The 13477-nt window shown below is 69.8% G+C and carries 15 protein-coding genes; 8 read left to right on the top strand and 7 right to left on the bottom strand.

The genetic code is table 11. The features are described from left to right. Positions 1–52: 52 nt before the first annotated feature. Entirely contained in the window at positions 53–823 is a 771-nt protein-coding gene (locus J2X41_RS04050) for a pseudouridine synthase (RefSeq protein ID WP_310079794.1), read from the bottom strand. Between the two features lie 115 nt (positions 824–938). On the opposite strand from J2X41_RS04050, the gene J2X41_RS04045 reads away from it, so the two are divergent. Beyond that, positions 939–1241, top strand: coding sequence for a hypothetical protein (locus J2X41_RS04045; RefSeq protein WP_310079793.1), 303 nt, complete (start codon positions 939–941; stop codon positions 1239–1241). 57 nt (positions 1242–1298) lie between these two features. On the opposite strand, the gene J2X41_RS04040 is transcribed toward J2X41_RS04045, so the two are convergent. After that, positions 1299–1490, bottom strand: coding sequence for a hypothetical protein (locus J2X41_RS04040; protein ID WP_310079792.1), 192 nt, complete (start codon positions 1488–1490; stop codon positions 1299–1301). Between the two features lie 8 nt (positions 1491–1498). Continuing rightward, entirely contained in the window at positions 1499–1819 is a 321-nt protein-coding gene (locus J2X41_RS04035; RefSeq protein WP_310079791.1) for a plasmid stabilization protein, read from the bottom strand. A gap of 114 nt (positions 1820–1933) precedes the next feature. Here J2X41_RS04035 and J2X41_RS04030 point away from each other — a divergent pair, with 114 nt between their 5' ends. After that, positions 1934–2389, top strand: coding sequence for a hypothetical protein (locus J2X41_RS04030; protein WP_310079790.1), 456 nt, complete (start codon positions 1934–1936; stop codon positions 2387–2389). Here J2X41_RS04030 and pcaF read toward each other — a convergent pair. After that, entirely contained in the window at positions 2386–3588 is a 1203-nt protein-coding gene (gene pcaF / locus J2X41_RS04025) for a 3-oxoadipyl-CoA thiolase (protein ID WP_310079789.1), read from the bottom strand. The genes J2X41_RS04030 and pcaF overlap by 4 nt on opposite strands. A 149-nt stretch (positions 3589–3737) precedes the next feature. Here pcaF and J2X41_RS04020 point away from each other — a divergent pair, with 149 nt between their 5' ends. Next, the gene (locus J2X41_RS04020; RefSeq protein ID WP_310079788.1) at positions 3738–4166 is read left to right on the top strand and encodes a GNAT family N-acetyltransferase; all 429 of its coding nucleotides are present in this window, start codon (positions 3738–3740) and stop codon (positions 4164–4166) included. A 47-nt stretch (positions 4167–4213) separates the two neighbouring features. Here J2X41_RS04020 and J2X41_RS04015 read toward each other — a convergent pair whose 3' ends face one another. Further along, the gene (locus J2X41_RS04015; RefSeq protein ID WP_310079787.1) at positions 4214–5860 is read right to left on the bottom strand and encodes a pectate lyase; all 1647 of its coding nucleotides are present in this window, start codon (positions 5858–5860) and stop codon (positions 4214–4216) included. A 517-nt stretch (positions 5861–6377) separates the two neighbouring features. Here J2X41_RS04015 and J2X41_RS04010 point away from each other — a divergent pair. The 5 genes from J2X41_RS04010 (at position 6378) to J2X41_RS03990 (ending at position 11729) form a co-directional block, all read left to right on the top strand. Then, positions 6378–6548: a hypothetical protein gene (locus tag J2X41_RS04010; protein WP_310079786.1), complete on the top strand. Its 171-nt coding sequence runs from the start codon at positions 6378–6380 to the stop codon at positions 6546–6548. Positions 6549–6655: 107 nt separating this feature from the next. Next, positions 6656–7669, top strand: coding sequence for an HWE histidine kinase domain-containing protein (locus J2X41_RS04005; protein WP_310079867.1), 1014 nt, complete (start codon positions 6656–6658; stop codon positions 7667–7669). Positions 7670–7771: 102 nt separating this feature from the next. Beyond that, complete coding sequence (locus J2X41_RS04000) at positions 7772–9664, top strand: transglycosylase domain-containing protein (RefSeq protein ID WP_310079785.1); 1893 nt, start codon at positions 7772–7774, stop codon at positions 9662–9664. A gap of 204 nt (positions 9665–9868) precedes the next feature. Continuing rightward, positions 9869–10963 carry an articulin gene (locus J2X41_RS03995; RefSeq protein ID WP_310079784.1) on the top strand — a complete coding sequence of 365 codons (1095 nt, stop codon included), beginning with the start codon at positions 9869–9871 and terminating at the stop codon, positions 10961–10963. 145 nt (positions 10964–11108) lie between these two features. Continuing rightward, entirely contained in the window at positions 11109–11729 is a 621-nt protein-coding gene (locus J2X41_RS03990; protein WP_310079783.1) for a DJ-1/PfpI family protein, read from the top strand. Between the two features lie 26 nt (positions 11730–11755). Here J2X41_RS03990 and J2X41_RS03985 read toward each other — a convergent pair whose 3' ends face one another. Both J2X41_RS03985 and J2X41_RS03980 read right to left on the bottom strand, forming a co-directional pair. Next, positions 11756–12427: an amino acid racemase gene (locus J2X41_RS03985; protein WP_310079781.1), complete on the bottom strand. Its 672-nt coding sequence runs from the start codon at positions 12425–12427 to the stop codon at positions 11756–11758. Then, on the bottom strand, positions 12420–13421 hold the full coding sequence (locus J2X41_RS03980; protein WP_310079780.1) for a D-cysteine desulfhydrase: 1002 nt from the start codon (positions 13419–13421) through the stop codon (positions 12420–12422). The genes J2X41_RS03985 and J2X41_RS03980 overlap by 8 nt, the downstream gene beginning before the upstream one ends. Positions 13422–13477 lie beyond the last annotated feature (56 nt).

Raw genomic sequence — 13477 nt, 5'->3', positions numbered from 1 at the left:
TCCCAAGAGGTATTGCGACCCTGCCTCCGCGTGGGGGCGTGGTCAACGCGGGTTATCGCGGGGCGGCGCCGATCAGGCTGGAGCGTTCGGCGGCGGTCAGCGGCCGCCAGCGGCCCTCGGGCAGGTCGCCCAGGACCAGGTCGCCGATCCTGACCCGCAGCAGGTCGACGACGGTAAGCTCGACCAGTTCGCACATCCGGCGGATCTGGCGGTTGCGGCCTTCCTTGAGCACGAACCGCAGCTGCTGGCGGCCGACCACCTCGACCTGGGCGGGCCGCAGCTGGCGCTCGTCCAGCTCCAGGCCATGGCGCAGCAGGGCCAGCTTGTCGTCGGTGATCCAGCCGTCGACCCAGACCAGATATTCCTTCTCCAGCTCCGAGGCCGGGCCGATCACCGCCTTGGCCACCACGCCGTCCTCCGACAGGATCAGCAGGCCGCGCGAATCCATGTCCAGCCGCCCGACCGGGGCCAGCTTGTTTTCGAAGCCTGGGATCACCGGGCTGGCGCCGACCAGGGCCTCGCGGGTCAGCAGGCGCACGGCCGGCACCTGGCCAGGGTCTGGCTGCGACGAGACGATCCCGATCGGTTTGTGGATCATCACTGTCAGGGCGCCGTCCAGCTGGGCCTGGGCGCGGTCGGACAGCACCAGGGTCTGGCCCGGTTCGATCTTGCGGCCGACGTCGTCGACGCGCTGGCCGTCGATCGACACCAGGCCCTGGGTGATCAGCGCCTCGGCCTCGCGCCGCGAGCAGACGCCGTTCTGGGCCAGCCAGCGATTGACGCGCTGCGGCTCGGCTTCTTCATAGAGGCGGGTCCAGGCCATGGTCGGGGCGTCCAGAGAAGTGAGCGGGCCTGTCTAGGACCGGTCGGCGGGATTCCGCAACCGCCATGGGGGCGTGGCCGTTCCACTCCGGGTGAAACTTGGCCTGGAGACTCCCGTGACCGATCACGTCGACAACGACACCGCCCTCGAGGAGATCATGGAATTCCTCGCCGATCCGCCCGCGCCGGGCACGGCGGAGGACGCCCGTTTCGGCGCCCGGCTGCGCCAGGTGCTGGCGGCTTCGATCGTCGACGATCCGGTGGACGAGGACGACCCCGTTCCCAAGCCCGAGCTGGCCCTGGACGACGACCTGCGCCGCAAGCTCGAGGCGGCGGCCAAGCGGCGGTCGAGCAACCCGTTCGGCGAGCATCCGGAAGGGATCGGCCCGACCTTGGGCATGGACCTGGGCAAATCGTAGGGGCGGTGACGCCGACGGGGACAGGCGCATGCGCCTGTCCCCGGCTTCCGCCGAGGCTTAGACCCGGCCGCCGGGACTGTCCTTGAACGTGTCGCCGACCTCGCGGGAATCGCCGCCGTCCGGCCCGGCGGTGCGGCGTTCCTTGCGGCCGGTCTTCTCGGTATCCTCGTTCGACACCAGCCCCGAACGCTCGCCCAGCGGAAGGGCTTGGTTTTCCGCGCGGCCCTTGGTGTTGTTCTTCTCGCCCATGACGGTTCCTAGTGGTGGGTGTGGTGTTCGGCGTTGCGCTTGCGGGTCGCGGCCGCCTTCTTGGCCGAGGCCGAGCGCTCGGCCGCCGTGCGCGAGGCCGCCGCCTTCCCGCCTTTCTCGCCGCCCTTGTGGGCCGCCGGGTGGCCGGTATCCTTGCCGCGGCCCGAGCCGCCGGGCTCCTTGCCGCCGCCGTCGTCCTTGTTGACCGTCGCCCAGGCCCGCCGCTCGGCCTCCTTTTCGGAGACGCCGCGCTTTTCGTAGCCTTCGGCGATGTGATCGGCCTTGCGCTCCTGCTTGTCGGTGTACTTCGACTTGTCGCCTTGAGGCATCGTCGTCCTCCATCTGCTGTGGAAGGAAAATCCGTCGCGCGGACATGAGGTTCCTTGCGAAGATTCGAGGGCTAAACTCCGGAACAAGCTGAGCAATCCGACCGTTCGAAGCGCATGGCGCGCAAGCTGAAGGTATTTTCCTGGTCCGACGGTCTCCACGACTACACCGTGGCGACGACCTCGCGCGCCAAGGCGCTGGCGGCGTGGGACGTCGGCCGCGACCTGTTCAAGGACGGCACGGCGCGCGAGATCGCCGAAGGACGGGCTCGTGAGGCCGCTCTTGAGGCGCCCGAGACCGTGATCACCACCCCGGCCGGCGGGCTTGGCGCCGCGTTGAAGGCCTTGCCCGCCAGGGCGCGGCTCAAGCCGTCCAAGGCCGAAACCGCACGGGCCGAGAAGCTGGCGGCCCTGAAGGCGGACCTTGAGGCCGTCGAGGACGAGGCCGAGGCCTCGGAACTGGCCTTCGCCGAGCGCCGCTCGGCGCTGGACGCGGAGGAGGCGGCGGCGATGGAGGGCTTCGAGGCGCGGCGGACAGCGTTGGAGAAGGCGATCCGGGCGACTCGGCGCTAGATTCGCTCCACCATCATGGCGATGCCTTGGCCGACGCCGATGCACATGGTGGCCAGGCCGTACCGGGCGCCGCGGCGGTGCAGTTCCTCGACCAGGGTCAGGCCCAGCCGCGCGCCGCTCATACCCAGCGGATGACCCAGGGCGATGGCGCCGCCGTTGGGGTTCACGTGCTCGCCGTCGTCGGGCAGGCCCAGGTCACGCAGCACCGCCAGGCCCTGGGCGGCGAAGGCCTCGTTCAGTTCGACCACATCGATGTCGCCGATCGACAGGTCCAGGCGCGCCAGCAGCTTGCGGACGGCCGGGACCGGACCGACGCCCATCACGCGCGGCTCGACCCCGGCGGCGGCCACGCCCAGGATTCGGGCGCGGGGCGTCAGGCCGTGAGTCCTGGCGGTCGCCTCCGACGCGACGATCAGCGCCGCGGCCCCGTCATTGACGCCCGACGCGTTGCCGGCGGTGATCGTGCCGTCGGGCCGGACGATGGGTTTCAGCCCCGACAGCGCCTCGATCGTGGTGACGCGCGGGTGCTCGTCGCGGGAGACCACGACCGGATCGCCCTTGCGCTGGGGCAGGGTGACCGCAACGATCTCGGCGTCGAACCGGCCCGAGGCCTGGGCGACGGCCGCGCGGGCTTGGCTGCGCAGGGCGAAGGCGTCCTGGTCGGCGCGGCCGATCCGCCAGCCGTCGGCGACGTTCTCGGCCGTCTCGGGCATGGAATCGACGCCATAGGCCTTGCGCATGGCCGGATTGACGAACCGCCAGCCGAGGGTGGTGTCGAAGATCTCGGCGCTGCGCGAGAAGGCGCTCTCGGCCTTGCCCATCACGAACGGGGCGCGGCTCATGCTCTCGACGCCGCCGGCGATCACCAGCTGGGCCTCGCCGGCCTTGATGGCGCGGGCGGCGACGCCCAGGGCGTCAAGGCCCGAGCCGCAGAGCCGGTTGACGGTCGAGGCGGAGACGGTGGTCGGCAGGCCGGCCAGCAGGGCGGCCATGCGCGCGACGTTGCGGTTGTCCTCGCCAGCCTGGTTGACGCAGCCCAGCACCACGTCGTCCAGGGCGTCCCAGTCGACGCCGGCGTTCCGCTCGACCAGCGCCCGGATCGGCAGCGCCGCCAGGTCGTCGGCCCGCACGCCCGACAGGGCCCCGCCGTAGCGGCCGATCGGCGTGCGGATGGCGTCGCAGATGAAGGCGTCGGTCATGGGATGATCTCGAACGATTGTTTGATCCACCCTAGCCGCGCGTCGTGAGCGATCAAGACCGGCGTGCGAATTCGGCGACACAGGCCCCTTTTCATCCGGGACGTCGGAGGGGAGAAAACGCGGTAGCCTTGTCTGTCCAGCGAGGAAACATGGTCGACTACGCGCTCCGGGAAACCGACACGCCCTCCCTCGAGTCCTACCGACAGGGGCTGGCCGTGCTGCGCGCCTTCACCGGCAAGACGGTGGGGCCGCCCGATAACCGCGACTTCGCCCTGCTGATCACCGCGCCGGGCGAGGAGGCCGTGCTGGGCGGCCTGTGGGGGCAGTCGCGGTGGGGCGCGTTCTATGTCGACATGATCGTCGTGCCCGAGGCCCTGCGCGGCGCGGGCATCGGGACCGACTTGATGAGGCGCGCCGAGGCTGAGGCGCGGGCGCGCGGCTGCCACCTGATGTGGCTGGACACCTACGCCTTCCAGGCCCGGCCGTTCTACGAGCGGCTGGGCTTTGCGGTCTTCGCCGAGATGGAGGGCCCGGCGCCGTTCTATCCGCGCTGGTTCATGCGCAAGACCTTGGCATAGCGGGCGGGGACGCGCGCATGCGCGCGTCCCCGGGTCGGCCCCGGAGCCTAGGCCGTGACGTAGCGGATCAGGGCCGCCATGTTCTCGATATAGGCGCCGGTCGAGATGCCCGGCTTGGGCACGTCGGCGATGTAGGGCGAGGTGTCGGTGGGGTCGCCCACGCGGGTCTGCGAGAACTCGCCGGGGGTCACGGTCATCGAGCCGTCGCCGATATAGGGGTTGCTGACCGCCTTCATCGGGGTGGGCCACCAGCCCTCGGCGTTCAGCTCGGACATCAGCTGGGCGACCTGGGTCTCCGAGGTCTTGCCGTCGGCGGCCTTCAGGGCCCCGACATTGAGGTCGGAGACTGAGATGTCCTTGGTGGTGAAGTAGCGCGGCAGGGCCTGGCTGCCGCCCTTGACCTTCAGCGGCGAGTCCTTGCTGGCGACCTCGGGCGGCGTGGCCTTCAGCGTCTCGTAGCGCTTGCGCAGCTTGTCGATATTGACCGCGCGGAACGACGAGTAGTGGACGATGGTGTTTTCCCAGTGCTTGTCGACGAAGTACTCGCCGTTGAAGACGTTCGAGCCGCGGCGGTGCACGTAGAGCGGCTCGTTCGTGCCGATCTCGATGAAGGTTGGATAGCGCGGCTTGCCCGGGGCGATGTGGTCGGGAAGCTTCAGGGCCGCCAGCCAGTCGATGGTCTCGGGGATGCGGTCCAGGTACTTCGGGTCGCCCGTCAGCTGGTAGTAGTCCATCAGGTTTTCGAGGTTGCCCGCCGTGGTGTGGCTGGCGAAGGCCTTGGGCTCGTAGGTGCGCGCCCCGGCCGGCTTGAGGTCGGCGACGGTGTGCTGCAGGCCCCAGCCGGGCTGCGGCATCGGCTGGTGGGCGGCGATGTAGATGTCCATGGCGCGCTTGATCGGGTCCAGCACGCGCTTGTCGCCCAGGGTCTGCCAGACCATCAGCAGAAACTTGATGTTCTCGTCGACGACGCCGTCGTTGAAGGTGATGTAGCCGGTGTAGTCGGGGTGGCCCTTGTTCTCGAAGCCGCCCGACAGCGGGAAGCGCTGCGGCCAGCCGCCGTTCGGATACTGGGCGTCGAGGACGAACTGGATGGCCTTGTCCAGCGCCGGCTTGAAGGCCTTGTCCTTCTTTTCCAGGTAGATGCGCAGCATCAGCTGGCAGCTTTCGGCCGTGCCCTCGTCGTCGAAGGTGGCGTTGCCGTAGTAGTGCTGGAATTCCTCGAGCCGCCAGCCGTTCTTGCCGATGGTGTCGTACCACTTCTTCAGCGACTCCGGCCCGGCCAGGTCGCCCATGTAGTTCCAACCGCCCGCCGGGTGCTGGATCTTGATCAGCGCCTGGGCGGCCTTCTTGGCCGCCTCGTAGTAATAGTCGTCGCCGGTAGCGTGATAGGCGTCCAGGAACAGGTGGCCCATGGTCGCCGTGCCCGGAGGCTGGACCCAGATCATGGTCGGGAAGGCTTCCATCTCGCCGAACCGGCGCGAGAAGTCGGGCAGGTAGCTCCAGACATAGCCGCCCTCGTAGGCGGCCTTCTCGGCCATGAAGGTGGTGGCCTTCCTCATCGTCGCCAGGACCTGGCCCTTGGACGGGGCGGAACCCTGGGCCAGGGCCTTCAGCGGGGCCATGGCCGCGGCGGCGGCGAAGGTGGCGGTGGTCGTCGCCAGCAGGCGGCGGCGGGTGAGGGGGCTAAGCGGCATGGTGGCGGTACTCTCCCAGGGACCTTCACGTCGAACCGCCCGCGACGCAAGGACGCGGCAGGCGGCCGGGAAGGGGAGCAGGAGGGCTGTTCCAGCGCCTCTCGATCCTGGTCGTCCTCCCGGTCGGTCCTTGCCGAAACCCCCGTCGCCGTTGGCCGGCGCGGTGTTGATCGCAGTTATGATACCGGTGTCATGACTTGACCAGAGCCTTTTGGCGGAGCTTTGTTATATGACTCCGCGTCAGACTCCTGCGACAGGCCGTCACCTTGTGCGCGGCCGGTCGTTCGGCGAGAACAGGCCATCGGTTTTTGAGGCGACGCCGCCGCGCCGGGTTTTGGTAGCGCGCGACGCCGTCCTGTTGGGGAACAGGACGACGGCCCCGGGTCAGAAATGACCCGGGGCCGTTTTCAGTTTTGCGACCGGTAACATGTAAGCTCTTGTTTTTTATGTGGTGTTACACTGTTCTGCGACCAGCGGTCACATGGTTGCTCGCGTTCATCCTTCGTAAATACGCATCATGCCCAGCCAACACGATCACCTGAACGAAGCCGAGCATCTGGAGCGGCAAGCCGAGCTCGCCGACAGCGAGCACGCCCGTGAGGCGCTGCGCCGCATGGCCCAGACCTCGCGTCTGTCGGCCGCCTTGGTCGGCATGCTGGAAGCCAGCCGCGAAGAACAGCCGGGTTAGCCCGGCGCGTGGATCGCTCGTTTCCTCGCAAACCCGTTCCCAAGATACACGCGTCGCTTGAATTGCTGCGCGGCTCGGTGAACATGGGCTCCAGCAAGGAGACCCTGGTGGCGGGCGAGGGATCGGACAAGGCTGTTCTGGAAGGCGCGGGCGCGTACTTCCTCAGCATCGTGGAGGCCAGCCGCGACTGCATCCGGGTGATCAGCGCCGAAGGCTTCGTCGAATACATGAACGCCCGCGGGCAGGCGCTGTTCGAGATCGAGGATTTCGCGGGCCGCAACCGCAGCCGCTACTGGCCCGACATGTGGCCGTCCGAGAGCCGGGGCGCCGTCGAGCAGGCCTTGCACACGGCGCTGACCGGCGAGGCCGCCGCCTTCCGCGCCCTCTGCCCCACCGCCAAGGGCGACCCGCGCTGGTGGGACACCACGGTGTCGCCGATCCTCGACGAGGGCCGGGTGATCCGTGTCCTGGCCACCTCGCGCGACGTCACCGGCGAGATGCGGTCCGAGGCTCAGCGCCAACTGCTGGTCAACGAGCTGAACCACCGGGTTAAGAACACCCTGGCCACCATCCAGTCGATCGCCAGCCAGTCGCTGCGCAACGCTGGCGTCGACCTGGCGGTGCGCGGCGCGTTCGAGGGCCGGCTGATGGCGATCGCCGCCACCCACAACGTGCTGACCGACGAGAACTGGTCGGCCGCCAGCCTGCGCCAGATCATCGACGGCTCGGTCACGCCCTATCGCAGCAATCCGTCCCAGCTGACCATCAGCGGCGACGACCTGATGGTTTCGCCCAAGCCGGCCGTGGTGCTGGCCCTGGCCTTCCACGAGCTGGCGATCAACGCCCTGAAGTACGGCGCCCTGTCGGCGGCGGGCGGCCATGTCGACATCGGCTGGGCGGCGCGCGGCGACCAGCTGGACATCACCTGGACCGAGAAGGGCGGCCCGCCCGTCCATCCACCCGAGCGGCGCGGATTCGGCTCGCGCATCGTCGAGCTGGCCTTGCCCAACGAACTGGGCGGCGCGGTGGATGTCGATTATCGCCCCGAGGGCCTGCGCTGCCGCATCCACGCCCCGCTGGCGGCCCTCGACAAGGTCGACGCCTTCATGTCGCTGGCCTGAGCCCGTTCGAAGGACCGCCCATCTGCTGACACGGTGAACCGCCACCCTGCCGGGCCGTTGTGCAAGCTTGAGCGGCGCTGAGGTCGCGGAGGCGCGTCGCTGATGAGTCCGGAGCAGGCGAAGACAAGGCTGGCGGTCGCCTGGACGGCGGCGCGCGGCTTCGTCTTGCGCCACCGGCTGTGGTTTGGGGCCGGGATCGGGGCGCTGCTGCCGCTGGCGGTGCTGCTGGTCTGGCTGGGCGCCAGCCTGCCGATTTCGCGCGCCCTGGAACCCCTGCCCAGTCGCGCCCTGATCCTGCTGGACAACCAGGGCCGGCCGTTCGCCCGGCGCGGGGCCTACAAGGAGGCGCCGGTGGTCATCGCGGCGCTGCCCAAGACCGTGCCGGCCGCCTTCGTGGCCATCGAGGACCGCCGCTTCTACCGCCACATCGGCATCGACTTTCAAGGTGCGACCCGGGCGCTGCTGGCCAACGCCAAGGCCCACCGCACAGTCCAGGGCGGCAGCACCATCACCCAGCAGCTGGCCAAGAACGCGTTCCTGACGCCCGAGCGCAGCCTGCGCCGCAAGGGCCAGGAGGCGATGATCGCGCTGTGGCTGGAGCTGCGGCTGTCCAAGGACGAGATCCTGTCGCGTTACCTGTCCAGCATCTATTTTGGCGACGGGGTCTACGGCCTGGGCGCGGCGGCCCGGCACTATTTCGGAAAAGCCCCCGAGCAGCTGTCCATCGGCGAGGCGGCGATGCTGGCCGGGATCGTCAAGGCGCCGGTCGACCTAGATCCCGTCGATCACCCCCAGGCGGCGCAGGCCCGGACCCGGCTGGTGCTGGACGCCATGGTCGAGACCCGGGCCATCACCCGCCAGCAGGCCGACGCGGCCAGCCCCGTCGTCGTCCACGCCGCCCGCGCCGATCTGCCGGTGGGCGGCTATTTCGCGGACTGGATCTCGCCACAGGTGAAGTCGGCCTTCGACCGGCCGGGCTATGGCGAGGTACGCGTGCCCACCACCCTGGACAGCCGCCTGCAGCGGATCGTCGAGCGGGCGGTGGCCAAGCAGATGAAGGGCGCCGTCAAGGCCGGGGTCGGGCAGGTGGCCGTCGTCGCCATGCGGCCGGACGGCCAGGTGGTGGCCATGCTGGGCGGCGCGAACTATCGCCAGTCGCCGTTCAACCGCGCGGTCCAGGCAAGGCGGCAGCCCGGCAGCGCCTTCAAGCTGTTCGTCTATCTGGCCGCCCTGCGCGATGGGGCCACGCCCGACAACCTGGTGATCGGCGATCCGGTGACCATCGGCGGCTGGACGCCCAGCAACTACGAGGGCGGCGGTGGACGCGACCTGACGATCCGCGACGCCTTCGCCCAGTCCAACAACATCATCGCCGCGCGGGTGTACCAGCAGGCGGGAGGGGCGGAGGTGGTCCGGGCGGCGCGGGACCTGGGGATCGTCTCGCCGCTGCGGGAGGACGACGCCACCCTGGCCCTGGGCACGGCCGAGACCAGCCTGCTGGAGCTGACGGGCGCCTACGCCGCCGTCGCCTCGGGCAAGATGCCGGTTCGGCCGTACGGGCGCCCGCGCACGACGCCGATCGCTGCCGCCGACATGGACACCGCCGAGCGGGCGGCGCTCTACGACCTGCTGGGCGCGGTGGTTGAGGAGGGCACCGGCCGGGCCGCGCGCCTGGGGCAGAAGGCCTATGGCAAGACCGGCACCACCCAGGACTATCGCGACGCCCTGTTCGTCGGCTTCACCGGCGACCTGGTGGTTGGGGTCTGGGTGGGGAACGACGACCATTCGCCGATGAAGCACGTGGTCGGCGGCGACCTGCCGGCCCGCATCTGGCGCGAGGTGATGACCAGCGGCCTGAAAGCCGGGCTGGTGGCGCGGGACGGCCCGCCGGAACCGCGCCACGACCGGGTCGAGCGCGCCGAACCGGAGGTCGTGGAGCCCGTGCCACGACCCAGGCGTGTGCCAAAATGGCTCCGGCGCCTCTTCGGGCTGTGACTTTCCGCCCGCGGGCCCGGCGAACGCCAGGGCGGCCGGGGAACGAGGGAATGGCCCGCCGCTTGCTGCCAAGCCTGCGCCGCGACCCAGAATGGGACGCTTTTCGATCATTCGGCGGAGAATGGTCGGGAGGTGCTGGGCGGCGTAGTCGGAAAGGCGCTTGGAATGAACCCGAAGGCAGTGCTCCTGATCGGAGCGACTACGATGATGCTCGCCGCATTGGGACCCGCGGCGACCGCGCTGGCGGACGGCTATCCGGCCAGCGTCGCCCCCGTCGCCAAGCCGAAGCCCGTGGTCCGAACCCGGGTCAAGATCGTCGAACGCCCCGTCTATGTCGAAAAGATCGTCAAGCAGCCGGTCTATATCGAGAAGCGCACCGAGGTGCCCGTCGACCGCCCGGTCTATATCGACCGTCCGGTGGAGCGCATCGTCGAGAAGCGGGTGGAAGTGCCCGTCGACCGCATCATCGAGAAGCGGGTCGAGATCCCGGTCGTCAGGATCGTCGAGAAGCCCGTCGACCGCCCCGTCTATATCGATCGTCCCGTTGACCGCGTCATCGAGAAGCGGGTCGAGATCCCGGTGGACCGTCCCGTCTATGTCGACCGTCCGGTGGACCGCATCATCGAGAAGCGGGTCGAGATCCCGGTCGACCGCCCCGTCTATGTCGACCGTCCGGTGGACCGCGTCGTCGAGAGGCGCGTCGAGATCCCGGTGGATCGCCCCGTCTATGTCGACCGTCCTGTCGATCGCATCATCGAAAAGCGCGTGGAAGTGCCGGTCGAACGGGTCGTCAGGGTGCCGGTTTATGTCGAACACCAGGAGCGTCGCGTCGAGCGTCGCGGCTGCGATTGCGACGACGACCGCGGCTATTACGAACAGGGCCGGGTCTATGACCACGCCGAGGGCGGTATCGAGCGCTCCGAGGAAAGCTACGAGTCGGAGTCCAGCCGCTATAGCGAGGAAGGTCAGGGCTGGAGCTCGCAGGGCAGCTACATGGCCGGCGACGGCTACGCCCAGTCGCTGGGCGGCGTCGGCGGCGGGGGCTATTACGGCTACTCCAGCGCGCGTTACGGGGCCGGCGGCGGCTGGCTCGGCGGCCAGTCCTATGGCCGGTCGGGCTATTCGGGCGGCTATTCCAGCGGCTGGGCCGGCGCCGCGTCGAGCGCCCGGGCCAGTTCCAGCGCCAGTTCCTCGACCAGCGTGACGGTTTCGGGCGGCGGCCACTATGGCGGCGGCGGACACGGCGGCGGCCATGGCGGCGGCTCGACCGGCGGTCACGGCGGCTGCTGCGGACGCTGACCGCGTTGGCGCGGAACCGCCGCCGGCGCCGCGCCGGACTGAGGCCCTGCGCGGTTTCTCGACCGAAACCGCCGCCAAAACCCAAGACGACGGCGCGGGGATCGCCTAAGACCTGAGAGGCGCAACGCCTCCAGGGACCAGGCCCATGCAGATCGCGGTTCTCACCTTCGACGGTTTCAACGAGCTGGACTCGTTCGTCGCCGCGGCGATCCTCAACCGCATGAAGTCGCAGGGCTGGAAGGCGCACATCACCGCGCCGACCGACGAGGTGACCTCGATGAACGGCGTCGTCGTGCGCCGGCAGAAGCCCCTCGACTTCGCCGCCGAGGCCGACGCGGTGATCATCGGCAGCGGCGTCCGCACGCGGGAAATCGCCGCCGATCCGGCCCTGCTGGCCCAGATCCGCCTGGACCCCGCCCGCCAGCTGATCGCGGCGCAATGCTCGGGCACGCTGATCCTGGCCAAGCTGGGCCTGATCGACGGCGTCCCGGCCTGCACCGACCTGACCACCAAGCCCTGGGTCGTGGAAGCGGGCGTGAACGTCGTCGATGCGCCGTTCTTCGCCAATGGCCCTGTCGCCACCGCCGGCGGTTGCCTGGCCTCGCAATACCTGGCCGCCTGGATGATCCTGCGCGGCGCGGGCCGCGAGGCGGCCGAGGCCGCGATCCACTATGTGGCGCCCGTGGGGGAGAAGGCGGCCTGGGTCGAGCGGGCGATGGCCGTGGTGACGCCGTTCGCCGAGCCCGCGGTGGTCGCGGCCGAGTAGGTCGGCCTGGTCGCGGAGATCGAGGATCAGTCGGAAGCTAGGCAGACCTCCACGCATCGCCGCGCCAGCGCTTGCGTCGCGTCGATGAACGGTACGGCCAGGTCGGCCGCGTCCATCACCAGCGGCACCTCCGTGCAGCCGGCTACCACCACCTGGGCCCCCTTGCCGACTAGGCGATGGGCGAGGGCGGCCATGGTCTGACGGCTGTCGGGGCCCAGATCGCCGTGCTTGATGCGATAGAGCAGGGCCATGAACTCGACCTGTTCGTGGTCGTCCAGGGTCACCGCCTCGATCCCCAGGTGCGCGAAGGTCCGGCGATAGAGGGCCAGGGCGCCGCCCGTGCCCAGCACGCCGACGCGCTCGGCGCCTTGCGCCTTGGCCGCCAGGCCGGCGGTCTCGATCAGGTCTATGAGGGGCAGGCCGCTGGCCTTGACCTGGTCGACATAGGCGTGGGCGGTGTTGCAGGCGATGACCAACACCTGGGCGCCGGCCTCGCGCAGGCCCACGGCCATCTGCGCCAGCACCGGTCCGGCCGCGTCGTAGCTGTCGTTGCGATCGGGGACCTTGGGGTTGATGTCGACCAGCACCCGCAGGTGGTCCTGCTCGCGGCTGACCGGAGTCGCCGCCTGCAGCTTGGCCAGGAAATCCAGGGTGGCGGCGGGGCCCATGCCGCCGAGGACGCCCAACACCTTAGACAAGGGCAGCCTCCAACTCGCTCTGATACCCGAACAGCCCTTGCGCCCCGCCAGTGTGCAGGAACACCACCCGCTCGCCGGCGAACGCGCCCTTGCGGGCCTGGTCGATCAGGCCCTTCATCGCCTTGCCCGAATAGACGGGGTCCAGCAGCAGGCCTTCGGTGCGGGCCGCCAGGGTCAGGGCGTCGATCACGCCCTGGTCGACCAGGCCGTAGCCGGCGCCAACATAGTCGCAGTCGGCCACGACGCTCGCGCGCGTCACCCGGCCGGCGGCGGCGATCGTCTCGGCCGTGCCGACCGCCAGGTTGAACACGTTCTCCTCCTGCTTGGCCTTGGGCGCACGGACGCCGAAGCCGAGGATCGGGATGTCGATGCTGAGCGCCGCGAAGCCGGCGACCAAGCCGGCATGGGTGCCCGCGCTGCCGGTGGCGGTGACCAGGCGGTCGATCTTCAGGTCCATCTGATCGGCCTGCACGACCAGCTCGCGGGCGCAGTCGACATAGCCCAGGGCGCCGACCGTGTTGGAGCCGCCGCCGGGGATGACATAGGGCTTGCCGCCCCTCTGGCGCACCGCTTCGGCGCTGGCTTCCAGCTCGGCGACCATGTCGGTCCCGCTCGGCACGAAGCGGATCGAAGCGCCCATCAGCCGGTCCAGCAGGACGTTGCCGTTGCCGACATAGTCGCTGGCCTTGGAGCCGGTGCGCTCCTCCAGGATGATTTCGCTCGTCAGCCCGAACCGCGCGCCGGCCGCGATGGTCTGGCGCACGTGGTTGGACTGCACCGCGCCCTGGGTGACCAGGGTGTCGGCCCCCTGCGCCAGGGCCTCGCCCAGCAGGAACTCCAGCTTGCGGGTCTTGTTGCCGCCCCCGGCCAGGCCGGTGCAGTCGTCGCGCTTGACCCACAGGTCGATCCCCAGCGCGGCGCCCAGGCGGGGCAGGGGCTCCAGCGGCGTCGGCAGGTGGGCGAAGCGGGCGCGGGGGAAGCGAGCCAGGTGCATGGGGCGTCCTTGCAGAGCGGAAGGGCGAGCGTTGGCCGATTCCCTACAGGCTCGGG

The organism is Caulobacter sp. BE254 (assembly GCF_031457295.1).
Taxonomy (GTDB): Bacteria; Pseudomonadota; Alphaproteobacteria; order Caulobacterales; family Caulobacteraceae; genus Caulobacter.
Note: the sequence above shows the minus strand (reverse complement) of the source record. Positions and strands in the feature narration are given on the sequence as shown.

Bases quoted from the DNA above. Each gene is read 5' to 3' on its own strand.
- J2X41_RS04050 (WP_310079794.1), bottom strand. From the start codon at position 823: ATGGCCTGGACCCGCCTCTATGAAGAAGCCGAGCCGCAGCGCGTCAAT.
- J2X41_RS04040 (WP_310079792.1), bottom strand. From the start codon at position 1,490: ATGGGCGAGAAGAACAACACCAAGGGCCGCGCGGAAAACCAAGCCCTT.
- J2X41_RS04035 (WP_310079791.1), bottom strand. From the start codon at position 1,819: ATGCCTCAAGGCGACAAGTCGAAGTACACCGACAAGCAGGAGCGCAAG.
- J2X41_RS04030 (WP_310079790.1), top strand. From the start codon at position 1,934: ATGGCGCGCAAGCTGAAGGTATTTTCCTGGTCCGACGGTCTCCACGAC.
- pcaF (WP_310079789.1), bottom strand. From the start codon at position 3,588: ATGACCGACGCCTTCATCTGCGACGCCATCCGCACGCCGATCGGCCGC.
- J2X41_RS04020 (WP_310079788.1), top strand. From the start codon at position 3,738: ATGGTCGACTACGCGCTCCGGGAAACCGACACGCCCTCCCTCGAGTCC.
- J2X41_RS04015 (WP_310079787.1), bottom strand. From the start codon at position 5,860: ATGCCGCTTAGCCCCCTCACCCGCCGCCGCCTGCTGGCGACGACCACC.
- J2X41_RS04010 (WP_310079786.1), top strand. From the start codon at position 6,378: ATGCCCAGCCAACACGATCACCTGAACGAAGCCGAGCATCTGGAGCGG.
- J2X41_RS04000 (WP_310079785.1), top strand. From the start codon at position 7,772: ATGAGTCCGGAGCAGGCGAAGACAAGGCTGGCGGTCGCCTGGACGGCG.
- J2X41_RS03995 (WP_310079784.1), top strand. From the start codon at position 9,869: ATGATGCTCGCCGCATTGGGACCCGCGGCGACCGCGCTGGCGGACGGC.
- J2X41_RS03990 (WP_310079783.1), top strand. From the start codon at position 11,109: ATGCAGATCGCGGTTCTCACCTTCGACGGTTTCAACGAGCTGGACTCG.
- J2X41_RS03980 (WP_310079780.1), bottom strand. From the start codon at position 13,421: ATGCACCTGGCTCGCTTCCCCCGCGCCCGCTTCGCCCACCTGCCGACG.